The organism is Sorangium sp. So ce1335, assembly GCF_051521615.1.
Lineage (GTDB): Bacteria > Myxococcota_A > Polyangia > Polyangiales > Polyangiaceae > Sorangium.
This window is the reverse complement of record NZ_CP150363.1, coordinates 3,741,899-3,766,363: the sequence shown is the minus strand read 5'-3', so window position 1 is coordinate 3,766,363 and position 24,465 is coordinate 3,741,899. Positions and strand designations below refer to the sequence as shown.

The window sequence follows — 24,465 nt, the reverse complement described above, 5'->3', positions numbered from 1 at the left end:
CAGCGCAACGTCGACGCCTCGCCAGGAGCCCGTCCACCCTCACCGGGGCTCGTCGCGCTTCCGGAACCACGTGGAGAGGTAGCGCTCCCCGAGGTCGATGAAGGCCTCGCGCATCATGCCCTCGTACACGATGGCCTCGAGGGTCCCAGGGGGCGAGGTGGCGGCCTGCTGCTGGATCAGCTCGACCGGGACCCGCGGCGCGATCTTGTAGCTCGCGAGCAGCGGCGCCGCGTCTCCGGGCAAGATGAACTCCGCCTTGAAGAAGAGCTTGAGCCCCATGATGATGATCTGCGGCTTCTTGCTGCCATAGGCGCTCCCGGACGACTCGACGCGATAGCTCACCACGAGGGACGGGGAGGTCACGGTGAGCTGCTCCTCGACGGGCCCCTCGAAGGGCGGCCCCGGCTCGAAGGTCACGATCTCCGGCTCGAACCCCCGCGCGAGCCCCTCCACCAGCGCCGACGCGGTCCGCTTCTCCTGGGGATCGAGGCGCGTCGCATCCACGTAGCGCGTCGGCAGGGACGTGACGCCGCGGAACATCGGGCTCTTCATCACGAGATCGTCGGCGCGCTTCAGGTCCTGCGACGGAAGCCGCCGGAAGCGGACCTGCACGGCCGGGCCGCGGAGGCCCTGCGGCGTGCTCCTGGGCCCCACGCGCTCCGCGTAGTCGAGGAGCCGCCGCACGAGCTCCGCGTTCTGCTCGCTCCCTTCGGGCATCTCGCGCTTGTACCGATCGAGCGCGCGCACATAGAGCGCGTGCCTCGCGTCGCCATACGCCTTGTCCAGGCCGTGCTTCGGGTAGCGCTCCGCGAAGGCCAGCAGCGCCGCGAGCGTGCCCGCCTCCCGCGCCCGCTCGAGCTCCGCGGCGAGCGCGGCGCGGCGGGCCGCGGCCACCTCGGCCTGGATGCCCGTCCTGGGGTAGGCGCGGATGAAGTCGTCGATCGCCTCCACCGAGCCCTTCGCCACCGCGAGGCGCAGCTCGGCCCGCGGCAGCAGCACCAGCGAGACGACGTTCCCGTGGCCGCGGCCGCGCGCGATGTAGCTCCGGTACGCGGCCACGTCGTCGCGCGCCCGCGCCGCGGCGTACATCCGAGCGTCGCTCATCCGGTTGCGGAGGAAGAAGAGCCCCAGGCCGAGGGCCACGCCGACCGCGGCCGCGAAGAGCCATCCATGGCGTTGCCACCCCGGGACCTCGCGCGAGAGCGGGATCGGCGACGCGAACGGGCTCTCGATGGCAGGCGGCTCGAGCGGATCGAGACGGCGCAGCTCCGCGGGGTCGGGCTTCGCCTTCATGCGGCTCGACGCCGCTTCGATCTCCCGGATCACGTCGCCCGAGCGCGACGGGTCCTCGAGGGGGAACGCGTGCCGCGTGCCGCCGAACGTGAGGACCACGGCGCCCCGACGGTTCGCCGAGACGTGCGAGAGCTCCGCGAGCGAGAAGACCCGGAGCTTGTGGCCGCGCGCGTCGATCAGGTTCGCGGGGAAGACGAACAGGCCGGGCGCGAACGGCAGCGAGATGAGGTAGGCGTTGTAGGCGAGCGCCTGGAGCACGCCGATGGCGGTGATCGCGGCGAGCAGCGCGTACGCGGCGGCCGCCGCCCTCGGGTGGAGCGCGAGGGCGCTGCTCACGTCGCCGAAGCCGGCCGCGCAGAGCGCCGCCAGCAGGAGGCCCGCCGCGGCGCTGACCGCGAGCCAGACCACGATGGTGCGCCGGGTCCCGTAGCGACGGACGATCGGCGCCGGCGCGAACCGCCCGCGGAACGCCTCGATCAGGCCGTCCTGAATGGGACGCGGAAGCTTGTAGAAATCGATCTCGCGCATCGCGCTGCTCCCACCCGGCGCCCGAGCTCGGCGCCGTTCCGCACGTCGACCTGCCGATCGACCCTAATGCATTTCGCCCCGAGCGCCGAGACTGGAGATGGCAACTCGGTGCAGCAGGAGCGTGCAACAACGCGTCGACTTCTGCTCCCCTGGCACTTGTGCAGTGTCGTTGGGCTGCGGCGGCGGCGAGCCCCGGTGTGACGGATCGAGCGCGCCGGGGCTGGCGCCTCCGGCCGCCCCCCTGCCGCGACCTGCGCCGGCGTGGGCTCCGGCGTGCCTGCGACAGGAGCTCGGGGCTATTGAAGCGTCACCGTGTAGGAGCCATGGGCTCGGAGGCCGAGCATCTGGATGACCCGGACGACGTACTGGCCAGGCTGCTCGAAGAGCCACGACACGTCATTGTCACCTTCCAGAAGATACTCCTCGAGGGGGAGCTCTTCGGCCGGGGCACCGAGCCGGCTCACTTCGACGAGGCCAGTGTCCGTGTCCCGCAGCTCGATGTGGAGGTTGGTCGCTTCGCCTGCGGTCAACAAGAACCAGTCCTCGTCCTCTCCCCTGGCCAGCTCCCACTTCCCCTCGACGGCCTCGCCGGGCTCCAGCGTGGTCGCCGTCTCCAGGGACGCCCCGTGATCGTCCGTGTAGAGGGAGATGTAACGATCGATCTGCTCGGGGCTCGCGTGCAGCGGCGACGAGACCAGCTGTTCCCCCAGCGAGGCCAGGAGGTAGTACGTGCCCGTCTGGCTCGGCCTGAACGAGACGGTCCGCCCCGAGGCCGATGCCACGAGGTTCTGCTGGGCATCGAGGAGCTCGAGGGGCACGCGGCCGGTGAGGGAGTAAAGCGTGTCCGCCTGCAGATCGACGGCGAACATGTCCACGTCGCCGGGCGGCTCGATGCGCGCGCTCCATTCGCCGGGATCGACCGCGCTGGCCGAATCGGGGCGGTTGCCGTGGTCGTCTTCCACGTGGCACAGGGGCCGCGACGGGTCGTCCGTGTGCCCCTCGCACGCGCGGAAATCCTGGAGGAGACCCAGGTAAAGCGAGAGCCAGCGGGAGAAGACCGCACGGTTGTCCTCGTTCATGCTCGACTGATCGACGGCGCGTTGCATCTGGTCGGCGCGCGCCAATATCCTATCGATGTGGTCGAACAGCGCGGGGCTCTGGTTGCGCCGCAGCCAGTCCGCGAACGCGTCTCGGTTCTGTTCGAGCGTGCGCCCCTTGTTGGCCACGTAATCTGGCCGGGACACGCCGACCAGGTCGAAGTCGTAAGGAGCGTAAAATATCGCCTTCCGATCGACGTCGACCATGGAGACCAGGTTCTTGCCGTCGATCCCGTCGTACTGAATCACGAAGTCGTGCAGGAGGTTCAACAGCAACAGACCGACCTGGTCCACCTCGAGCTGCGAGGCATCGACCCCGGACAGGTCTTCCCATTCCACCATGCCGCAGCGCTCGGCCATCTCGTCCTCGGGCTCGCGCACGAACGCGAGGTGCGTCTCCTCCTCGCCCGTCGGCGCGTCGTGGTAGGTGAGCCGAACGAGCCGCGTCTTGAGCGAGGGCACCTGCAGCTGATCGAGCACCTGGTACACGGTGTCCTCCATCAGCAGGCGCTGCTCGTAGGTCTCGATGGAGTCCGCCTTGAGCGTGGGAGACAAGCCCTCCCTGTCCCCGCAATGCGTGACGAACTTCACCGACTTCCCGAGGTGCGCGAAGATGTTATCCTTCTGCTTCTCCCCGAACTTGAGCGAGAACGGGCGAGAGCCGCACTTGAAGCGCGAGACTCCCCGGGCGATGATGTTCGCGGTGATCGGCGCCGCGCCGCTCTGGTCGCTCAGCTCGATCACGGCCTGCGAGCCCGATTCCTCCTTTGTGGGCGCGCTGTTCAGCTTCGTGAAATCGGCAGAGATCCGCATGTTCAACACGTCGCGGCTCTGGAACATGGGCGACTTCGAGGCGTTGCAGGTGAACATCTGCCAGCCCGGCGGCGTGTCGGCGGGCGTCTCGTCGCCATCGTCGACGGGCGTCTCGTCGCCATCGTCGGCGGGCGCCTCATCGCCATCGTCGGCGGGCGCCTCGTCGCCATCGTCGGCGGGCGTCTCGTCGGGATCCAGGATGGATTCCTTCGGGCTATCGGACGGCTCACTGGAGCATGCCCCGCTCAGCGCGAGTCCAGGCAAGAGCAGGGCCGCAAGGGTGATCAGGCGCGCTTGGTTCATAGAGCATTCAACCATTGCGAAGGGGTGGTACCGCCAGTGGACGCAGCGACGCTGCGGATGAAATATTCAAACCCTGATAAACGACGACCGCCCGGGTGTGGGCCGCACACCGGGATTGATGCCGCCAGGGGGCGCGAGCCTTCAGATGATTTGCCGTGGTGTCCTCGACTCGCCGGCCTGGACACCTGGAAGGGTGTCGTCGCGTAGTTTTCTATCCATCGAGACGCGACATTTACTCTCGCACCAGAGCCTCCGGGCGCGTTCTGCTGCCGGGGCCGCATTGTCCCGCGGGCGCGCGGCGCGCTCTTGCGGACCATCCATCACCGCCTCCGCCGGGCGACGCTTCCCCGCGGGCCCTGACGGTTACAGCACAGCTGTACGAGACGCGGTTGCGATAGGTCTCACCTGTTGCGCCGCCGCGGGTGGCTCCGGTGTGGCCCAACGGGGCGCCCTGAGCGCGTGTCGACAGCGAGCCGTCTCCTCCAGCACTCGGCGACAGGCCATGAAGAGTTTCAACTTCAACTCACCCCGTGCTATTTCGGAACCAGCGCGTTCACCCGATCATGGGATGAGGTCAGCTTCATGAAAGTGTACGTCTTCAAATCGTTGCCGCCGTTTCTCTGGGGCTACACGCGCGACCTTCGTGCGATGTGGGCGCTGGAAGAGTGTGGGATCCCCTACGAGGCTGTCGGGCTCGATTGCGGGCCGAACGGTCTTCAGGATGAAGTCGAGTTCGGAACGGTATCGCCATTCAAGCAAGTACCGACGATCGACGACGACGGGTATGTCCTGACGGAGTCGGGCGCGATCCTGCTTTATCTCGCGGAGAAATCCGGGAAGTTGATCCCTTCCGATCTGAAGGCGCGCGCGCAGGTCTATCGCTGGATGATCACGTCCTTGAACAACATCGAGCCTTTCTCGCTGCCGATCCTGTTCGCCGATCTCCAGGGCGACTCGAATCCGCATTTGCAGGCCCTGCGCCCCTGGCATGTCGAGATACTCGATCGCTTCCTGCCGACGATCGACCGGATGCTGCAGGCTCAACCGTTCATCACGGGGGCTGACTTCACGGTCGCCGACATCACCCTCACGTGCGTGCTGCGCGAGCTTCGCAAGACGGAGATCCTCGCCAGGTACCCGAACGTCGAGAGCTACCGCCGTCGCTGCGAAGAGCGGCCTGCGTTCGTGAAGGTCCTGGACGCCTACGAAGACCGCCTCGGCATTCCCCGCGGAAGCGCGCGCTGAGCGCCCCGCCGGCGCCGAAGCGCGCCGCGCGCCGCGCGGCGCTCCGAGGACGCGACGAGCGGCCAGCCCGGCACGGGCGCACCGGATGACTGCCCGGTAAAGTGCCCCGCGGGCGTGTTTCTCTCCGGCGCGCCTCGGCGGAAGAGCTCCGCCAGGATCTCTGGTAAGCTCTGCGTCATGGCATGGTGGAGACATGACGTCGTGTACCAGGTTTACCCCCGCAGCTTCCGCGACAGCAGCGGCGACGGGGTGGGCGACCTCCCGGGCATCCTTGAAAAGCTCGACTACCTCGCCGACGTGCTGGGCGTCGGCGCTGTGTGGCTCTCGCCGTTCTTCCGATCGCCCATGGCCGATTTCGGCTACGACGTCTCGGACTACTGCGATGTCGATCCGCTCTTTGGCACCCTCGCCGACTTCGACCGGCTCGTGCGGGAGGCCCACGCGCGCGGGCTCAAGGTCATCGTCGACTACGTGCCCAACCACACCTCGGATCAGCACCCCTGGTTCGTCGGGGCGCGCGCGTCGCGGGAGGCTCCCCGGCGCGACTTCTATGTGTGGAGGGACCCGAAGCCGGATGGCTCGCCGCCGAACAACTGGCTCAGCATCTTCGGCGGACCGGCCTGGGAGCTCGACGAGGCGACGGGCCAGTATTACCTGCACACGTTCCTCAAGGAGCAGCCGGATCTCGACTGGCGAAACCCCGCGGTGCGCGCGGCGATGCTCGACGTCCTGCGCTTCTGGCTGGCGCGCGGCGTCGACGGCTTCCGCATCGACGCCTTCCACTTCGTCATGAAAGACCCCGAGCTCCGCGACAACCCGCCGAACGCCGCGGCGAGCGCCGCGTTCCACAGAGGGCTGGGCGCCTACGACCTCCAGCTCCACGTGCACGACGTGGCGCACCCTGATCTTCACGGCGTGCTCCGCGACATACGCCGGGTCCTGGACGGCGCCAGCGCCGAGGGGCGCGAGCGGGTCGCGATCGGCGAGGCGCATATCTACGATCCCCGGCGCCTCTGCACCTACTACGGCGAGGCGCTCGACGAGCTGCACCTCCCCTTCAATTTCGGGCTGCTGAGCACGGCGTGGCAGGCGCGCGCGGTGCGCGCCGCCGTCGATGCCTACGAGGCGGCGCTGCCGCCCGGCGCCTGGCCGAACTACGTCCTCGGCAATCACGACGAGCCGCGCATCGCGTCGCGCATCGGCCAGGACCAGGCGCGGGTCGCGATGATGCTGCTCTTGACCCTGCGCGGCACGCCGACACTCTATTACGGCGACGAGCTCGGCATGCAGGACGTGCCCGTGCCGCCGGATCAGGCCCGGGACCCGTGGGGCAAGAACGTCCAGGGCCTCGGCCTCGGGCGCGACCCGGAGCGCACGCCGATGCGGTGGGACGCCGGCCCGAACGCGGGCTTCTGCCGCCCGGACGCCGTCCCATGGCTGCCTGTCGGCGGGGACGTGGACCGGATCAACGTGGCGGCGCAGCGCGACGACCCGCGATCGATGCTGACCCTGACGCGGCGGCTGCTCGCGCTGCGGCGGGCGCGGGAGGCGCTCTTCGCCGGCGCGTATGCGTCGGTGAATCACCCGGGTATCCCGGAGACGTGTTACGTGTTCATCCGGGAAGCCGGCGGCGAGCGCTTGCTCGTCGCGCTCAATTTCTCGAACGGCGGGTGCACGGTGCGCTTGCCCGGGGTGCGCCTCGGCGAGCTGCTCGTGTCCACGCACCTCGACCGCGAGGGGGAGCTCGGAGAGGGCGGCATCGAGCTCCGCCCGGCCGAGGGGTGTGTCGTGACGCTGCGATAGCCCTCGGGTCGGAAGTCCTGCGAGGGCTCTGCCTCGCTCGCGGGCGGAGAGAGATCTCAACGCAAAGGCGCAAAGACGCAAAAATGCATGAATTTGATTTTTTTTGCGAATTTGAGCTGTCAGCCCGCAGCGAGCGCGCTCACCATGACGTAATACCCATCAGGGTCGCGGAGCGCGAACTCTCGGGTGCCGGTGCTCGGGTTCACGTGCGGCTCCTCCTCCAGCCCGGAGACGAGGGCGCGGGCCCGAAGCAGCGTCTCGTCGAAGTCATCCACGCGGAAGAACAAGAGCAGCCCATTGCCCGGCTGAGCGTGGTCGGGGCTGATCAAGGGCGGATGTCCGTGGGCCTCCCACTGGTGGAGGCAGAGCAAGACCGTCCCGTCCTCGTCCAGGATCTGCCCGAAGTGATCGTGGGCGGGAGGCGTCTCCCGTTGCCCGAACAGCGACTGATACCATCGGAAGCTGCGAGCAACATCGGCGACACCAAGGATTGTCCATGTTCGCTTCATCGGTTCCTCCTGCGGCGCAACGACCTGCCGAGCTGCCACCGCGACGCCAACCGAGGCCGCCGGGCCAGGTCTGTCCAGCTCGTCGCCATCGTCGCCTCTCACGCGGAAAGTCTCATACATCGGCTCGGCACGGCAAGGCCCAGAGCTGTCCAGCGCCATGGGGACGCCGGACTACGACGCCCTGAACGAGATGAACCAGATCTTCGTCACCACCGTGCGCGAGCAGGGCGGCTACAACGCGAGCCGCGCCCTGCTCATCGCCGGCTTCGTGACGGACATCGACAGGACCTGTGTGAGCGATTTCAAGGTGCCGACCGATCCGGCCGGCGCGAAGAGCCTCTTCCTGTCGATCCACGACTACACGCCCTACACGTTCTGCGGCCTCGACAAGGTGGAGTCCTGGGGCTCTCCCAAGACGACGTGGGGCACGGACGCCGAGAAGGCGGAGCTGGAGCGCCTGTTCGACAAGCTGGGGGCGTTCAGCGCGCAGCGGAGCATCCCGGTCATCCTCGGCGAGTTCGGCGTCACTCAAGCACACCGACGGCTCGTTCTCGGCGCCGTGGCAGACCGTCATGGACGCCGTCGACCCTCAGTGTCCTCCACGCTCTCGGCGAGATCGATCCAGAGCTGCGATCGGTCGTCATGGCACATGACCTGAGCGGGATCCCGATGGTCCAGCTCGCCGAAAGGGCAAACCAGCCTCTCTCCACGCGCTGCCGACGACGCGCCGAGGTCACCGGCGCATGGGCGATCTCCGCTGTCGCCGGGTGGCCCGGCCTCCTGCGCCCGTCCCGAGCCCTCCGCCCGCGCCCGCGATCTGATAAAGCCCTGGCGCGTGCGCTCCTTCGCCCTTCTGACCTGCTTTCTGCTCGCGCCCGCGCTCGCCCCGGCGCGGGCCGCGGCCGCGCCCCCTGCGCCCCCGCGGGAGGCCCCGGCGGCTGCCTCGCGGGTCGCCATCGTCGAGGCCGACGCGGACGACCCGCTCGTCCGCGAGGCGGCCACGCGGCTCAAGGCCGAGCTCGGCGCGGCGGGGTTCGAGGTGGTCGTCGTACCGCGGGCAGGCGGGGGCGACGTGCGCGCCGCGCTGGAGCGGGCCGCGCAGGACGAGGGCGCGTTCGCGGCCGCGGCGATCTTCCGCTCCCGGGCGGGCGCCGCGGCGGACCTCTGGATCGTCGACCGGGTGACGCAGAAGACGGTGGTGCGCACGGTGGAGGTGGCCGGCGCGGCGGCGCCCTCGGTGATGGCGGTGCGCGCGGTCGAGCTCCTGCAGGCGAGCCTCCTCGAGGCGAACCTGCTCGCGTCGCGCGCGCGGCCCGACGGCGGGGCGGACGGCGGCGGCGCCGCGGTCCCCGACGACGTGCGGCGCTGGATGGCGCCCGTGCGGCGGCAGGCCGCGGCGGACCCGGCGGCGGCGCGGCCCGGGATGTTCGCGGGCCTCGGCGTCGAGGCCGGGCTCGTGGCGCTCCTGAGCGCGGGGGGCATCGGTCCGGCGCTGGGGCCTGCGCTGCGGCTGTCGTACGGCACCGCCGCGGACGGCGGCAGCGCCGCGGACGGCGGCGCCGGCGCGGACGGCGGCACCGGCGCGGACGGCGCCGGCGCGGACGGCGCCGGCGCGGGCGGCACCGGCGCGGGCGGCACCGGCGGCGTGCTGCCCGCGGGCCTCGCGGCGCGGCTGACGTTCGCGGGGCCGGCGCTGGCGCCGGCGCTGGAGGGCGCGCTCGGCACGGTGTCGGTCCGGCAGGAGATGGCGTTCCTGGAGGCCGTGTGGGCCCCGGAGACGGGCGGCGCGGTGTCCCCTGTGCTCTCGGCGGGCGTCGGCGGCTTTCACCTGTTCATCAGCGGCGACCCCCTGCCCCCGCTGCGGAGCGCGACCGGCGAGGTCTGGTCGGTGGCCGCGACCCTCGGCGCGGGCGCCGGGCTGCGCCTCACCGACCGCGCCGCGCTCCTGCTGGACGTGCACGCGATCGTCGCCGAGCCGCGCGCCGTCGTGACGCTCGGCGGTGAGCGGCTCGGCACCGCGGGGCGGCCGACCTTCGCGGGGTTCCTGGGGCTGCTCGTGCGGCCCTGAGGCCGGGCCCCTCCCGGGCGGCACGCGCGGGTGGCCGACCTTCGCGGGGTTCCCGGGGCAGCTCGTGCAGCCCTGAGGCCGGGCCCCTCCCGGGCGGCTGGCGCGGGCGCCCGACGGGCTCTTCATCAGGTCGAGGTCGCTTGCCCCCCTGGAGCGGCGCCGATTCCGATACGTTGCAGAGAACAGCGCGCGCCCGACGTGGGCGGAGCTCCTGGCTCGGGAGAGACTTCGATGAGCATTCGACGATTTCCGGCGACCTTGCTCGCCGCGTTCACCTTCTCGACAGCGTTCCTCGGTTGCTCCGACGACCCGAGCGACGACCCCGGAGGCAGCTCGACGGGCTCTGTCTCCGGGAGCGCCGGCGCGGGCGGCGACGGCTCCGGCGCTGCGGGCGACGGCGGCTCCGGCGCTGCGGGCGACGGCGGCTCCGGCGCTGCGGGCGACGGCGGCTCCGGCGCTGCGGGCGACGGCGGCGCCGGCGCTGCGGGCGACGGCGGCTCCGACGCCACAGGAGGCGGCCCCGACGGCGTGTTACGTCTCGCGGCCCGGTGCGAGACCGACGCGGACTGCGGCGCATCCGGCGTGTGCATCCCGGAGTCGTACTCCGAGTTCTTCAACGGAGGCCCCCCGGGCGGGTACTGCACGGCGGAGTGCGACGTGGACAGCGACTGTGCCGGCGAGGGCAGCGTGTGCATCGGCGGCGCGTGCCTCCTCGGCTGCGCGATGGGACAGCCGCCGCTCGAGAGCCTGGTGACGGAGCTCGATCCCGGGAAGTGCCTGGGCCGCGAGGATCTGCGCTGCGATGAGATCGAGGGCGGCGCGATCTGCTTGCCGAGCTGCGGCTCGGACAGCCAGTGCACAGGCGGCCGCGTGTGCGACCCCCGGTGGAACACCTGCGTCGACGAGCCGACGACAGGGCTCCCCGACGGGTCGCCGTGCGAGCTCGGCCCGAACGACGAGGATCCCTGCGCGTCCTGGTGCCTCGGTTTCGGGGGCGAGACCAGTTACTGCGCCGGGTTCTGCGCGCTCGGCGGCGACATCGCCAACGACGACTGCGGGGGGCTGGAGAGGGGGCTGTGCCTGTACAGCCTCACGGATGACCCCGGCGCTGGCGACATCGGCGCCTGCGCCGAGGCGTGCACGCGTCACAGCGACTGCCCGTTGCCGGACGCCTCCTGCGTGGACGTCGGGATCGACACGAACGGATTCTGCCTCTTCGGCGTGACGCCGTGTCCGAGGGGCCAGAGGCAGTGCGCACGAGGGGAGGTGTGCACCGTGACGACGGAAGGCCGGTTGTGCCTCGACGAGACGTACCCGCTGGACGACTCCGGGGCAGGAGGAGCGGGCGGCGAGGGCGGCGCCAGCGGTACGACCACCACGACCACCACGGGCACCGGCGGCGACGGCGGCGCTGGTGGCACGGCCACCACGGGCACCGGCGGCGACGGCGGCGCTGGTGGCACGGCCACCACGGGCACCGGCGGCGACGGCGGCGCTGGCGGCACGGCCACCACGGGCACCGGTGGCGACGGCGGCGCTGGCGGCACGGTCACCGCGGGCACCGGCGGCGACGGCGGCGCGGGCGGCACGGTCACCGCGGGCACCGGCGGCGACGGCGGCGCGGGCGGCTCGGCCACCGCGGGCACCGGCAGCGCGGGCGGTGCCGGCGGCGAGGGCGGTGCCGGCGGCACGGCTGGCACCGGCGGTGGAGGCGGCGGCACCTGACGCCGCTGGCGCCGGCGGCGCGGCTGGTACCGGCCGTGGGGGCGGCGCAGCCGGCGCCAGCGGTCTCGCCGGCGGGTCGCGGGGGAATTCGCTCACCCAGCCGGGATGATGGAACCGCCAAGGCGCCATCAGACGCCAAGATTTTCGAGACCGTCGGCGGCCGGCCGACGCTCACGGCGATCGCGCGAGACGAGGACCGCATCGCCCTGCCGCCGTTCGACGGCGAGATCAGCGTGGGCTCGTGGTGGCTGCCCGGTCCGGAGGAGTAGCCCGGGCCGCGCCCCCCCGACGCAGCCGAGGGGGCCCCGGGGTTCCCCCTACTTCAGCGGCTCGCAGTACTGCTGCGTGCACGCGCCGCCTTTGGGCGCGCAGATCCCGCAGCTCGAGTTGCAGCAGTAGGTCCCTGGCCCACAGACGTTGTCACCGCACTTCCCGCCCCCGATCCTGATCGCGTCGCTGCCCTCACCGGCGCTCTCCTCGCCGGCGGCGCTCTCGGTGGCCGACTCGCCCGCAGGGTCCGACCCACCGCCGGGGTCGGCCGCCACCATGCAGCCGATACCGAGCGAGAGCATGAGCGAAGAAAGAACGATGTGTACGAGCTTCATGGCACCATCTCCTGCGGGGAGACAGCGCCTCCCCGCCGGCCTGGCTTACCGCAACTCACGCCGCTGGCAATGATTGAACACCACGTCACGCCGGCGTCCCGCGAGCGCGGAGCACCGGCATCGACGGCTCACGAAGGTCCTTGACGAATCCGCTGCTCGGCCGGATCACTCGCACGTCGAGAACTGGTCTGACGCGGACTGCTCGGCCGTGGTCACCTGGACCGTGGTCTCGATCGTCTCGCCGAGGACGTCGGTCACGCGCACGCGCCACGGCCCCGCCGGCATGCTGCCGTCGCCGACGCGCCAGTAATTGTAGGTTTGCCGCGTCGCCTCACGCCACGCCCCGTTGATCTGGACCGCGAGCTTCGCGATCGGGGTGCGGTGGCCCTGCACGCGGAACTCGTTCCACCAGCTGTTCTGCTCCTTCAGCGAGATGGAGAGGTCGCCCTCGACCGGACAGGGGACGAACTTCCACGAGATCCTGCCCTTCGCCCCGCCGTTGCCGGTGCCGAGATACCCCTCCTCGATCGACCCGATCTGCTTGAATGCCTCCTGGCTCAGATCGATGTGCCCGGGCGTGCACTTCGGGTTGCCGGCCGACGGGCACTGATCGACGACCGTCGCCACCACCTTGCGCCCGTCGTCGCGGCTCACCTCGACGCACGCCCCGCACGCGGCCGCCGTGTCGTAGTCCGCCGTGTTCAAGGCCGCGAAATACCGCCCGCCGCCGGTCGCCACGTGCGCGATCCTGTCCGGGCTCGTCCCGAGGACGGGGAAGCTGCAGTTCACGACCCCGCCGGAGCCCTGGCCGAGCGTGTACCACGTCACCGATCCGTCGCCGTCCTCGTAGCTCGGCAGCGGGATCGAGCAGGTTTCGCCGCTCCCGCCGCCGCTCGTGGTCGTGGTGCCCTGGCCCCCGGAGCTGCCGGTGCCGCTCGTCGCGCCCCCGCCGCTCCCCCCTGCCCCGCCGGAGCCGCCCGTCCCGCCGGAGCCGCCCGTCCCGCCGGAGCCGCCCGTCCCGCCGGCGCCGGTCGATCCGCTCTGGGTCATCGACACGAGCACCGGCTGGTAGTCGCCCCCGGTCGCGCCCGCGCAGAACCCGAAGCTGCTCGGGATCGGCAGCTGGTTGGCCGGCGGGGTCACCGTCAAGATCGAGCCGCTCTGGGTGTACTCGGCCTGCCAGAGGCTGATCACGGTGGACTGCCTCAGATCGATCACCACGGTCCACGGCGCCGGCGACGAGCCGGCCTGGCTCGGGACGCTCACCTCGGCGCAGTAGCCGCTGCCCCAGTCGACCGACCTCGTCAGCGCCGCGACCCCGAGCCCGTCGGTCGTGATCACGGCGCTGGTGAGGTCGCCCGCGGTGTCCTCGCCCTGCACCGGAGCGGTGCACGCGGCGAGCAGGCCAAAGAGAGGTAGCACGACGGCGGATCGATAAGCCATGGATCGCATCAAATTCTCCACAGTGTGGGCGCGCCGAGAGGGCGCAGCCGATGACGTCTTCAATAATGCAGATTGAAGAGCTCGCCATCACTCGAAGTCACGGAAGATCATTTTGAGAGACAACATCTCTGGAATGATCCCTCCTGAACGAAGAACGCCCGCGGATACGTCGAACATTTCACCTCGGGCAAACGCACCTGCGCCGGCGCCCATTGCCTACATCGAGCCCCACGAGCGCCCACGCCACCACCGTCGCCCCTCGAACACGTGGTCTCGCGCGAAACAAGCTTGTTTTCGCGGCGCGCGCGGGCCGGTAGACGGGATCGTCGCGAGGCGCCCCGCTCCCGGATCATCGCGAGTTCGCCCCCGCTTTCGGATCGTCGCGAGGCGCCCCGCCCCCGGATCATCGCGAGTTCACACCGCATTCGGATCGCCGCGAGGCGCCCCGCCCCCGGATCGTCGCGAGTCACCCCGCTCCCCGATTGCCGCGGTTCGCCCCGCTCCCCGATCGCCGCGAGTCACCCCGCTCCCCGATTGCCGCGGTTCGCCCCGCTCCCCGATCGCCGCGAGTCACCACGCTCCGGATTGCCGCAAGTCACCACGCTCCGGATTGCCGCGAGTCACCACGCTCCCGTAGACTGCGGCCCTCCATGCTCCTCACGCTCACGACCACGCACCGGCCGGCGACCGACCTCGGCTACCTGCTCGTCAAGAACCCGGCGCACACGCAGTCGTTCTCGCTCTCGTTCGGCAAGGCGCACGTGTTCTATCCCGAGGCCACCGAGCAGCGGTGCACCGCGGCGCTCCTGCTCGACGTCGACCCCGTGGACCTCGTGCGCGGCCGCGGCGCGGGCGAGCCGGGCACGCTCGCGCAGTACGTCAACGACCGGCCCTACGTCGCGTCGTCGTTCCTCTCGGTGGCGATCGCGCAGGTCTTCGGCTCGGCGCTCGGCGGCAAGTGCCGCGACCGCCCGGAGCTCGCCGACGCACCGCTCCCCCTCTCGGCCACGATCGAGGCGCTGCCGTGCCGCGGCGGCGAGGCGCTGCTCCGGCGGCTGTTCGAGCCGCTCGGCTACGAGGTCACGGCCGAGCGCCTCCCGCTCGACGAGGCGTTCCCGGAGTGGGGGCAGAGCAGCTACCTGCGCGTCTCGCTCTCGAGGACGTGCCGGCTCCGGGAGCTGCTCGCGCACCTCTACGTGCTCGTGCCCGTGCTCGACGACAAGAAGCACTACTACGTCGGCGACGCCGAGGTCGAGAACCTCCTCGCCAAGGGCGAGGGCTGGCTCGCGGAGCACCCCGAGCGCGAGGCGATCGCGCTGCGGTACCTCAAGCACAGCCGCCCGCTCTTCCGCGCGGCGCTCGCGCGGCTCGTCGCCGACGAGGACGCGAGCCCCGAGGAGACCGAGGACGAGAAGGCCGCCCCCGAGGACACGGCCGAGGCGCGGATCAGCCTGGACGAGGCGCGCCGCGCGGCCGTCGTCGCGGCGCTGCGCCGGGCCGAGGCGCGGAGCGTGCTCGACCTCGGCTGCGGCGAGGGCAAGCTGCTGAAGCGCCTCGTCGATGAGCGCGTCTTCGAGCGCGTCGCCGGGGCCGACGTCTCCGTGCGCAGCCTCGAGGTCGCGAAGCGAAGGCTCCGTCTCGACGACCTCCCCGACAAGCAGCGGCGGCGCATCCAGCTCTTCCAGGCGTCGGTCACGTACAGGGACGCGCGCTTCTCGGGCTACGACGCCGTGACCCTCGTCGAGGTGATCGAGCACGTGGACCCCTCGCGCCTCGGCGCGCTGACGCGCAGCGTCTTCGAGCACGCCCGGCCGCGCGTCGTCGTCCTGACGACGCCGAACGCCGAGTACAACGAGCGCTTCGAGGGGCTGCCGCGCGGCGCCTTCCGCCACGGCGACCACCGCTTCGAGTGGACGCGCGCCGAGTTCCACGCCTTCTGCGAGGAGGTCGCGGCCGCGCACGGCTACTCGGTCGAGCACCTGCCCATCGGCCCGATGGACGCCGCGCTCGGCGCGCCCACGCAGATGGCGGTCTTCCTGCGCGCAGGCGGCGCGGACGGCGGGGGCGACGGGGGCGACGGGGGCGGAAGGAGCGGCGCCGACGGCGCGGGAGACGCCGGGGGCGCGAGCGGCGCCGACGGCGCGGGAGACACCGGCGCCGCGCGCGCGGAGGTGTCGTCGTGAGCGAGCAAGGTGTCGCCGTGAGCGAACAGAAGCCCCTCATCGTCCCCACCCTCTCGCTCGTCGTGCTCGTCGGCGCGTCCGGCTCCGGCAAGAGCACGTTCGCCCGGGCGCACTTCAAGCCGACGGAGATCCTCTCGTCCGACCACTACCGCGGCGTCGTCTCCGACGACGAGAACGACCAGGCCGCCAGCGCGGACGCGTTCGAGGTGCTGCGCTTCATCGCGGGCAAGCGGCTCGCGGCAGGGCGGCTCACCGTCATCGACGCGACGAACGTGCAGCCGGACGCGCGCAGGCCGCTCGTCGCGCTCGCGCGCGAGCACCACGTGCTGCCCGTGGCCATCGTGCTCGACATGCCCGAGAAGCTCTGCCACGCGCGCAACGCCGGCCGGCCCGACCGGCAGTTCGGCCCGCACGTCGTGCGCGGCCAGAGCCGCGAGCTGCGCCGCTCGCTCCGGGACCTGCGGCGCGAGGGCTTCCGCTACGTGCACGTGCTGTCGTCGCCCGAGGAGGCGGCGGCCGCCACGATCGAGCGGCAGCGCCTCTGGACCGACCGCCGCGACGACCACGGGCCGTTCGACATCATCGGCGACGTCCACGGCTGCTTCGACGAGCTCGTCGAGCTGCTCGAGGCGCTCGGCTACCGCCTGGAGGGGCTGCCGGACGCGCCGCGCGCGTCGCACCCCGAGGGCCGCCGCGCGCTCTTCCTCGGCGACCTCGTGGACCGCGGGCCGCGCTCGCCCGACGTGCTGCGCCTCGCGATGGCCATGGTCGAGTCGGGCGCGGCGCTGTGCGTGCCGGGCAACCACGACGTCAAGCTGCTCAAGAAGCTGCGCGGCCGCGACGTGAAGCTGACCCACGGCCTCGAGCTGACGGTCGCGCAGCTCGAGGTCGAGACCGACGAGTTCAAGGCGAAGGCGGCGGACTTCATCGACGGGCTCGTCAGCCACTACGTGCTCGACGACGGCAACCTCGCCGTCGCGCACGCGGGGGTGAAGGAGGCGTTCCAGGGCCGCGGCTCGGGGGCGGTGCGCGAGTTCTGCCTGTACGGCGAGACCACCGGCGAGACCGACGAGTACGGCCTGCCCGTGCGGTACAACTGGGCCTCGGAGTATCGCGGCAAGGCGATGGTCGTCTATGGCCATACGCCGACGACCGTGGCCGAGTGGGAGAACCGCACGATCTGCATCGACACAGGGTGCGTGTTCGGCGGCGCGCTCACGGCGCTTCGCTACCCGGAGCGCGAGCTCGTCGAGGTCAAGGCGCGCCGCGTGTACTACGAGCCGAAGAAGCCGCTCGCGCCGCTCGCGGGCGACGCGAGGGCCGCGTCGCGCGGGCAGGACGCCGACGTGCTCGACATCGACGACGTGAGGGGCCGGCGCGCGATCCGCACGCGCGTCCACGGCATGGTGACGATCCGCGAGGAGAACGCGGCGGCGGCGCTCGAGGCGATGAGCCGCTTCGCCGTGGATCCGCGGTGGCTCATCTACCTGCCGCCGACGATGTCCCCGACCGAGACGGCGAAGGACGGCGGGGTGCTCGAGCACCCGCGCGAGGCGTTCGCGTACTTCCGGCAGAACGGCGTGGGCCGCGTCGTGTGCGAGGAGAAGCACATGGGCTCGCGCGCGGTGCTCGTCGTGTGCCGCGACGAGGCCGCGCGAAAGCGCCGGTTCCGCGTCGACGAGGGGCCGCTCGGCGTGTGCACGACGCGCACGGGCAGGCCGTTCTTCGCGGACGAGGCGCGCAGCCGCGAGCTCATTGACCGGGTGCGCGCGGCGATGGACAGCGCGGACCTGTGGAGCGAGCTCCGCTCCGACTGGGTCTGCCTCGACGCGGAGCTGTTGCCCTGGTCGGCGAAGGCGCAGGACCTGCTGCGCGGGCAGTACGCGGCCGTGGGGTCGTCCGGCCGCGCGTCGCTCGGCGCGGCGGTCCGGGCGCTGGAGATGGCGGCGGCGCGGGACGAGAGCGCGCGGCCGCTGCTCGAGCGGCACGTGGCGCGGAGGGCGGCGATGGACGGGTACGTGGCGGCCTACCGGCGCTACTGCTGGCCTGTGCGCTCGCTGGCCGACATCCGGCTCGCGCCGTTCCACTTGCTGGCGAGCGAGGGCGCTGTGCACGCGGCGCGGGATCACGGGGTTCACCTGCGGCAGCTCGGGCGGCTCTGCGAGGTCGATCCGGCGCTCTTCGTGCCGACGCCGCACTGCGTGGTCGACCTGTCGGATCCGCAGAGCGAGGCCGCGGCGGTGGCCTTCTGGACGGAGATGGTCGAGCGCGGCGGCGAGGGGATGGTCGTCAAGTCGTGGGAGTGGGTCGTGCGCGGCCCGCGCGGGCTCGTCCAGCCGGCGATCAAGTGCCGCGGGCCGGAGTACCTGCGCATCATCTACGGGCCGGAGTACCTGATGCCGCAGCACCTCGCGCGGCTGCGGCACCGCAGCGTCTCGTCGAAGCGGGCGCTCGCGCTCCGCGAGTACGCGCTCGGGCTGGAGGCGCTCCACCGCTTCGTCGAGGGGGAGCCGCTGTATCGCGTGCACGAGTGCGTGTTCGGGGTGCTGGCGCTGGAGAGCGAGCCGGTCGATCCGCGGTTGTGACGGGATTGCCGGCAGGGTTCGGCCACGAGTAGCCTCCGGCTGCTCGACAGGAGGGGCGACGCTGTGGCAGCGTGATGCACATGGCCATCAAACCTGCGTCGCGTGAGCAGATGGATGCCATGCAGTGGCCCGAGCGCATCGATCCCGCGCTCGTTGGCCCCGCGCTCGCTGGCCAGCCACGCATACGGCTCGCGTATCATTCATCGCTCTCGTTTCATGGGTATGCTTGGGTCATCGTTGCTGGGCGGGATACCCGCCGTCCACCAGGCGCACCGGCGATAGCGCGGGAGATCCGCGTCACGCTACCGCAAGGACATGGGGACGCGCTGCGCGTTCGCGACGCCGAGATCGACCCTGTGATGGTAGACGCGTGGTGCCGCGAGGCGGCCAGCATGCGGATCCCGGTCGTGGACATCTCGACGCCGCCCTGCGCCGATGGCGCCGTGTACACGCTCTCCAGCGGGGTAGGCGCCACGGCGAATGTGATCTGGTATGGGGACGGGCCCCGCGAGTGGAGCGAGCTCACCACGTGGGCGCGCAGCGTCATGAAGCGCCTGCACGACTGTACGTCGCCTGGAGAGCCTCTGAATCTCGAGGGAGCTGACCGCGGCTAGAACAACGATGACGTTGAGAGAGCGAGAAGTGAACCGCCAAGACGCCAAGGACGCCAAGAAGAAGACAATGTCTCGGCGTCCTTGGCGTCTTGGCGGTTCGAAGTTCTGCTCGTTTCAGGCGGGTTCAACCCGCTTGTTGCTCTAGCCGACGCTGCCCGCGTGGCTCGCCCACGCGACCAGCGCGAGCGTGACCAAGAAGAAGCCATAGGTGACGGCGTTCGCCCTCTTGGCCCAGCGGCGCGCGTCGGTCGCCGGCACGCGGCGTGCAGCGCTTCGCGCTTCGATCCACACGGAGGCGAAGAAGAAGGGCACACAGAGAAAGGCCCCGGCAGCGAACACGATCCAGCGCTCCCCGACGGAGGGTAGCCACGGAGCAGAGAACGGTATCAAGAGCAATGTGGCGGCCGTTTCGAGCTCACGGCCAATCATCGGCAGCATGGACCAAGCGAGCATCTCGAGGCACGTCAGGAGAGCCCACGTGATCGGAATCCCTGCGAGCGTGGACCATGCGTTCGCGGCCAGAGAAAGCTTGAGCGCCTCTCGCGTCGGCAGGGCCAGGACCCGCCGAGCCACCGCAGCCTCGACGAGCACGACGGGAACAAAGGCGATCCATGATGCGGGCCACGCGAGGACGATCATCGGGATGCCGGCATTCGCGAGGGCGTCCTTCGGCCAGAGCACGATCGCGGCGCCAGCCGAGATCGCGAGGGCAGCAGCGAGCCGGCGGCATGCGTCCTCTGGCCTGAGCATCGGGTGCCAGCGTATCGTCATGACAGGATTCCTCGTCAATGTGGTCGGGCGTTCAGCCGTGCCAGGGCGCGGCGCAGGAGAAACAGGCGGCCCTCGAACGAGCGCCGTCTCCCCGGAGCGCCCCGCTAGGGTCGCAGCCGCGGCAGCGCCTCCGCCGCCTCGCGCAGCGCGCGCTTGCCCCGGTGCACAAGGTCGTCGTCGCCGTACCGCGCGCCCCAGGGCAGCGCGAAACCGGCGTTCATCGCCTCGTAGACCACCGCCCGGAAGGCGCTCGCGCGCGTCGGCTCCGGCCGGCCGTACGCCTGCCAGAAGCGATCGTGGAGAGGCTGCGTCTCCGGCGACGCGGACATCGACAGCGCGAACATCGTCCAGTCGGCCATCGGGTCGCCCCAGAAAGCCCGATCGGCGTCGATGACCCCGGCGATCGACGCCCCTCCCGGACCGCGCTCGATCAGGACGTTATACAGCCAGAGATCGCCGTGCATCAGCCGCGGCTCCCGGATCTCGTCGAGCACGGCCGTGTGCGCCCGGATGACGGCCAGCGCCGTCGCCATCTCGCTCCCATCGAGCCCCAGCCCGGATATCGTCTCCAGCGAACGCGCCAGGCGATGGAGCACCGCCTGGCTCCAGCGCGGGAACTCGGGCGCCGGATGCGGACCGCCGAACACGGATCCGACCGTGTCGTGGATGGTCCTCGTGACGAGGCCGAGCTGCTCCCAGAGGGCGCCCGCCTCCCCGGGCGACAGCGCGTCGGCCACGTGGTCCCAGCGCTCGCCAGGGAGGAAGGTCTGGAACACGTAGTCGCGGTCGATGAGCTGATGCGTGAAGTCCGCCGCGAGGGTCCGCGGCATCCGCGCCGCGAGCGCGGCGAAGAAGGGCTGGATGTGGATCTCGCGGCGCATGAGCGCCACCTCGTCCCACGACAGGGCGGCCCCCGGCGGCGGGGCGACGCGCAGGACGACCTGCTGATCGGCGAGCGCGACGAGGTACGTCGTGTTGAACGTGCCGCCCCCCAGCTCCCGGGCCGACGTGACGACGACGCGCTCTCCGAACGCGCGCCGGCAGAGGGCGAGGATCTGGTCGGCGGTCAGCGAGCGCGCCGCGGAGGCCGGCCCCTGCTCGAGGGTGATGAGCTCCATGCCGTGGTGTACCGCGCGTACACCACGGCATGCCCTCGCATCAAGCCGCCCGCCCGCCTGCCCGCCCGCGCCGCGCCGCGCCCGGCGAGGCTCAGGGCACCGGCATCTCGAACGCCACCGCGTAGTTCGGCTGCGCGACGCGCGTCATCGAGCCGACGAACGGATCCGAGTCGCGGAGCTGGCCCGAGCGCCACGTCCGGCCGGGGAACGCCGCGCCGTCGCTCGTCATCGCGTAGCCGACGTAGACGCCCGTCGCCGGCAGATCGCTGCCGACCGTGATGCGCACCGAGCTGCCCGAGATCTCGACGGAGCTGATCCGGATGCGGGAATTCGCCGTGCGCACCTCGAAGCCCTTCCCCTGCGACCACTCGGTGAGCGCGCTCTGGTGCGGCGCGGGCAGCGTATTGTCCCAGGCGAGCGGCGGCACGGGCACGTGGAAGTGCACCGTGATCACGCGGCCGCTTCGCTCGACGCGGGTCGGCTCCAGCGGCCGCCAGTCGCGGCCCTGCACCACCACCTCGTTGTAGATCTGCCCGAGCTTCTCGCCGAGCCGCTCGTAGCCCTCCGTCGTCATGTGGATGTTGTCGGTCGAGTACGGATACTGGTACTTCGGCCCGGAGCAGATGATGTCGCCCGGGCGGTCGACGCCGACCTGCCACTGCGCGAGCGTCGAGGCCGACCGCTGGTTCGAGCCGGTCGGATAGGCGTGCTGCTGCGACACGAACATCGGGATCGACTCGGTCTGCCCCGTCAGCGGCTTGATATCGCTGTTGTAGTCGGTCCAGAGCCGGATGAGATCGTTCCTGTAGCTCGAGCTGCCGGCGTCGGACTCACCGTGGGTGATCACGATCGCGCCGACACCGTACTTCTTCCCCTGCGCGCTCGCGAGCCGGGCGATCGCGGCGGTCTCGAACAGCGACGCCGCGTAGGCCCGCCCCGTGGAGCCCGTGTCGCTGGCCCCCTTCCGGATGACCGACATGGCCTGTCCGCTCTCGCCGACGACCGTGTGCACGCTGATGTAATCGCGGCCCGTCGCGCCCTGCACAAGCGTCGTGATCTGGTCGCCCATCGCCGTGTGCGGCGACTCGCCGTAGATGTTGCGCGGATACGCGCTCGGATACCCCGTGGCGAGCGGGCGGATGGGCTCGACGAGCGGCACCATCGAGAGCCCGCTGGCGTTCGGGTTGAACGGCGGCACGCTGACGTTGCCCAGCGAGAGCTTGAGGTTGTGGTAGCGCTGGGTCGTCGCCCTGACGGGCGTCGCCTGCGCCCCGACCGACAGGCTCTGCCCGGTGCCGATGATCCCGGCCCAGTCCCAGCCGGGGCCCGTGGTCCCGCCGCCCCCGCCACCCGAGCCGCCCGCTCCGCCGGCGCCGCCCGCCCCGCCAGCGCCACCCGCGCCGCCAGCGCCGCCCGCTCCGCCAGCCCCGCCCGTTCCGGAGCTCGCCGAGCTGCTGCTGGAGCTGCTGGAGCTGCTCGACGCGCTGCTGCTGGAGCTCGACGACGTCGAGCCGCCGTTCCCGCTGCCGCGGACCGACGCGACGGTCGGCGTTCCGCTGCCGCTCCCGCAGAAGCCCCACTCCGTCGAGGCTCCCGCGCCCAGCGTGGCGTTCCAGCCGATGGGGACGGCGGTGAACTGGCCGCCCGACGAGGTCGTCGTCACGTTCCACGAATTGACGAAGCTGGACCCGTTGAGCGCGACGACAACCCCCCAGGAGGAGATCGCGTTGCGGCTCTCGTTCTTCACGGTCACGCTCGCGCAGTACCCTCCCTGCCACTGCGACTGCATCCTGATATCCGCCGAGACCGTCTCGTCCGCGCTGAGCACGACGCCGCCCTCCTGGGACGCGATCTCCTCGTCATCGGTCGGCACGCCGATGCAGGCGGCAAGGAAGCACGCGATCGAGGCCGAGCAGAGGCCCAGCAAGCTAGCAAGGCGCATGAAGTTTTCTCCTTGAAGTGTTCAAGCAAGCTGCGAATCGTTTCATCGAGATGCACCGCGCAAGCGCGGCGCGCGCAAAGCGTGTGACGCGGCGCGCTCAGGCGGAATTCCCGAACGACGCCTGTCTGATCACGACACGTCACAGATCGAGCCTGGCTGTTATTTCTCAGCCTGATAACGAGTCGAGATCGGCTGTCGTGAGGTGCGATGAACCCACAAAACGCGAGCGGCTCACACAAGGTGAGCCGCTCGCGTTCATCGAAGCCGAGTGTCTCGGTGGGAGCGCGCCCTCATCCGGCCGGGGGGGCCGGGTCCGCCGCGGGCTGGCGGCGGCGATGGCGCGCGGCGGTGCTCCGGTGGGCGGCGGCGCTCTGGCGGCAGAGGCCGCCGCCTGCCGCCCTCAGGCCTCGCGCTCGCGCTCGAGCTCGTCCCAGAGGCGCACGTCGCTGCGCTCCTTCAGGTACACGCCGCCGACGACGACGGTGATGAGCGCGATCGCGATCGGGTAGAGGAGGCCCGCGTAGATGTTGCCGGTCGCGACCGTCACCGACGAGGCGATGAGCGGCAGGAGCCCGCCGAACACGCCGTTGCCGAGGTGGTACGGGATGGAGAGCGACGTGTAACGCACCTTGGCGGGGAACGCCTCGACCAGGTAGGCCGCGATCGGGCCGTAGACCATCGTGACGAAGATCACGAGCACGAACACGAGCGCGGTGAGCACGACCGGGCTGTCCGCGTTCTGCTTCATCGCCCAGAACACCGGGAAGAACCCGATCGCGCCGAACAGGTTGCCCGCGAGCATGATCTTCTTCCGGCCGATGCGATCGGACAGCGCGCCGAAGAACACGAAGAACGGCATGCCGAGCGCGAGCGCGACGGCGACGATGATCGTGGCCGTGATGAACGGGACCTTCAGCGTGTTCTGGAGGAAGTAGAGGGCATAGAACTGGCCCGTGTACCAGACGACGCCCTGGCCGGCCGTCGCGCCGAAGAGGGCGATCAGGATGACCTTCCAGTTGCGCTTGTTGCCGAGGCTGTCCTTGATCGGGGCGGCCGACGTCTTCCCCTGGGCCTTCAGCTTGGAGAAGATGGGCGACTCCTTGAGGCGGGTACGCACGTAGAAGGAGACGCCGACGAGGATGACCGAGAGGAGGAACGGGACGCGCCAGCCCCAGTCCTTGAAGGCCTCCTCGCCGAGCGCGATGCGCGTCCCGAGGATCACCGCCAGGGAGACGAACAGGCCGAGCGTCGCCGTGATCTGGATGAACGATGTGTAGAAGCCGCGCTTCTCGTCGGGCGCGTGCTCCGCGACGTACACCGCCGCGCCGCCGTACTCGCCGCCGAGCGCGAGGCCCTGCACGAGGCGGATCAGCACGAGCGCGAGCGGGGCGACGAGCCCGATCTTCTCGTACGTCGGCAGGACACCGATGACCGCCGTCGCGCCGCCCATGAGCAGCAGCGTCACGAGGAACGCGTACTTCCGGCCGACGATGTCGCCGATGCGCCCGAACACGAGCGCGCCGAACGGGCGGACGACGAAGCCGGTGGCGAAGGTGCCCAGCGTCAGCAGGAAGCCCGCCGTCGGGTTGTCCTTCGGGAAGAAGTGGGTGGAGATGATCGCGGCAAGGCTCCCGAAGATGTAGAAGTCGTACCATTCGATCATCGTGCCGCCGGCGGAGGCGAAGATGACCTTCCAGAGCGTTGCGCTGTCGACGACCTCGCGCTCGCCCCCACCCTCGCGGGCGAGGCTCGGGGTCACTGGGAGGGTTTGGGGAGACGTCTGTGCCATGGGAGCGGTTCCTCGTAAGGAGTTCCAGCGC

Annotated in this window: 17 protein-coding genes; 8 read left to right on the top strand and 9 right to left on the bottom strand. The window is 70.9% G+C overall.

The genetic code is table 11. The features are described 5' to 3' along the window. Nucleotides 1-39: 39 nt before the first annotated feature. A complete protein-coding gene (locus WMF24_RS14045) occupies nucleotides 40-1,821 on the bottom strand; it encodes a hypothetical protein (RefSeq protein ID WP_437736903.1) in 1,782 nt (593 codons plus the stop codon). 296 nt (nucleotides 1,822-2,117) lie between these two features. Continuing rightward, nucleotides 2,118-4,034 (bottom strand): hypothetical protein, encoded by a 1,917-nt coding sequence (locus WMF24_RS14040; protein WP_437736902.1) that lies wholly within the window; start codon nucleotides 4,032-4,034, stop codon nucleotides 2,118-2,120. A 582-nt stretch (nucleotides 4,035-4,616) separates the two neighbouring features. On the opposite strand from WMF24_RS14040, the gene WMF24_RS14035 reads away from it, so the two are divergent. Both WMF24_RS14035 and WMF24_RS14030 read left to right on the top strand, forming a co-directional pair. Further along, the gene (locus WMF24_RS14035; protein ID WP_437736901.1) at nucleotides 4,617-5,279 is read left to right on the top strand and encodes a glutathione S-transferase family protein; all 663 of its coding nucleotides are present in this window, start codon (nucleotides 4,617-4,619) and stop codon (nucleotides 5,277-5,279) included. A 177-nt stretch (nucleotides 5,280-5,456) separates the two neighbouring features. After that, entirely contained in the window at nucleotides 5,457-7,082 is a 1,626-nt protein-coding gene (locus WMF24_RS14030) for an alpha-amylase family glycosyl hydrolase (protein WP_437736900.1), read from the top strand. 119 nt (nucleotides 7,083-7,201) lie between these two features. Here the strand turns inward: WMF24_RS14030 and WMF24_RS14025 are convergent, their stop codons facing one another. Then, nucleotides 7,202-7,591 (bottom strand): VOC family protein, encoded by a 390-nt coding sequence (locus WMF24_RS14025; RefSeq protein WP_437736899.1) that lies wholly within the window; start codon nucleotides 7,589-7,591, stop codon nucleotides 7,202-7,204. 157 nt (nucleotides 7,592-7,748) lie between these two features. Between WMF24_RS14025 and WMF24_RS14020 the strand changes: the two genes are divergently transcribed. The 3 genes from WMF24_RS14020 to WMF24_RS14010 all read left to right on the top strand — a co-directional run bounded on the left by WMF24_RS14020 (nucleotide 7,749) and on the right by WMF24_RS14010 (nucleotide 11,384). Continuing rightward, complete coding sequence (locus WMF24_RS14020; protein ID WP_437736898.1) at nucleotides 7,749-8,249, top strand: cellulase family glycosylhydrolase; 501 nt, start codon at nucleotides 7,749-7,751, stop codon at nucleotides 8,247-8,249. 177 nt (nucleotides 8,250-8,426) lie between these two features. Further along, nucleotides 8,427-9,659 carry a hypothetical protein gene (locus WMF24_RS14015; RefSeq protein WP_437736897.1) on the top strand — a complete coding sequence of 411 codons (1,233 nt, stop codon included), beginning with the start codon at nucleotides 8,427-8,429 and terminating at the stop codon, nucleotides 9,657-9,659. Between the two features lie 231 nt (nucleotides 9,660-9,890). Continuing rightward, on the top strand, nucleotides 9,891-11,384 hold the full coding sequence (locus tag WMF24_RS14010) for a hypothetical protein (protein WP_437736896.1): 1,494 nt from the start codon (nucleotides 9,891-9,893) through the stop codon (nucleotides 11,382-11,384). A 317-nt stretch (nucleotides 11,385-11,701) separates the two neighbouring features. On the opposite strand, the gene WMF24_RS14005 is transcribed toward WMF24_RS14010, so the two are convergent. Further along, the gene (locus WMF24_RS14005) at nucleotides 11,702-11,989 is read right to left on the bottom strand and encodes a hypothetical protein (RefSeq protein WP_437736895.1); all 288 of its coding nucleotides are present in this window, start codon (nucleotides 11,987-11,989) and stop codon (nucleotides 11,702-11,704) included. A gap of 165 nt (nucleotides 11,990-12,154) precedes the next feature. Then, on the bottom strand, nucleotides 12,155-13,432 hold the full coding sequence (locus WMF24_RS14000; RefSeq protein ID WP_437736894.1) for an expansin EXLX1 family cellulose-binding protein: 1,278 nt from the start codon (nucleotides 13,430-13,432) through the stop codon (nucleotides 12,155-12,157). A 650-nt stretch (nucleotides 13,433-14,082) separates the two neighbouring features. Between WMF24_RS14000 and WMF24_RS13995 the strand changes: the two genes are divergently transcribed. The 3 genes from WMF24_RS13995 to WMF24_RS13985 all read left to right on the top strand — a co-directional run bounded on the left by WMF24_RS13995 (nucleotide 14,083) and on the right by WMF24_RS13985 (nucleotide 18,814). Next, nucleotides 14,083-15,615 (top strand): 3' terminal RNA ribose 2'-O-methyltransferase Hen1, encoded by a 1,533-nt coding sequence (locus WMF24_RS13995; RefSeq protein WP_437736893.1) that lies wholly within the window; start codon nucleotides 14,083-14,085, stop codon nucleotides 15,613-15,615. Nucleotides 15,616-15,632: 17 nt separating this feature from the next. After that, entirely contained in the window at nucleotides 15,633-18,200 is a 2,568-nt protein-coding gene (locus tag WMF24_RS13990) for a polynucleotide kinase-phosphatase (protein ID WP_437736892.1), read from the top strand. Nucleotides 18,201-18,280: 80 nt separating this feature from the next. Next, a complete protein-coding gene (locus WMF24_RS13985; protein ID WP_437736891.1) occupies nucleotides 18,281-18,814 on the top strand; it encodes a hypothetical protein in 534 nt (177 codons plus the stop codon). 141 nt (nucleotides 18,815-18,955) lie between these two features. On the opposite strand, the gene WMF24_RS13980 is transcribed toward WMF24_RS13985, so the two are convergent. The 4 genes from WMF24_RS13980 to WMF24_RS13965 all read right to left on the bottom strand — a co-directional run bounded on the left by WMF24_RS13980 (nucleotide 18,956) and on the right by WMF24_RS13965 (nucleotide 24,434). Then, entirely contained in the window at nucleotides 18,956-19,585 is a 630-nt protein-coding gene (locus WMF24_RS13980) for a hypothetical protein (RefSeq protein ID WP_437736890.1), read from the bottom strand. A 104-nt stretch (nucleotides 19,586-19,689) separates the two neighbouring features. Beyond that, complete coding sequence (locus WMF24_RS13975; protein ID WP_437736889.1) at nucleotides 19,690-20,703, bottom strand: phosphotransferase family protein; 1,014 nt, start codon at nucleotides 20,701-20,703, stop codon at nucleotides 19,690-19,692. Between the two features lie 91 nt (nucleotides 20,704-20,794). After that, nucleotides 20,795-22,645: a cellulose binding domain-containing protein gene (locus tag WMF24_RS13970; RefSeq protein ID WP_437736888.1), complete on the bottom strand. Its 1,851-nt coding sequence runs from the start codon at nucleotides 22,643-22,645 to the stop codon at nucleotides 20,795-20,797. Nucleotides 22,646-23,045: 400 nt separating this feature from the next. Beyond that, nucleotides 23,046-24,434, bottom strand: a complete 1,389-nt coding sequence (locus WMF24_RS13965) for an MFS transporter (RefSeq protein ID WP_437736887.1) — start codon at nucleotides 24,432-24,434, stop codon at nucleotides 23,046-23,048. Nucleotides 24,435-24,465: the final 31 nt, after the last annotated feature.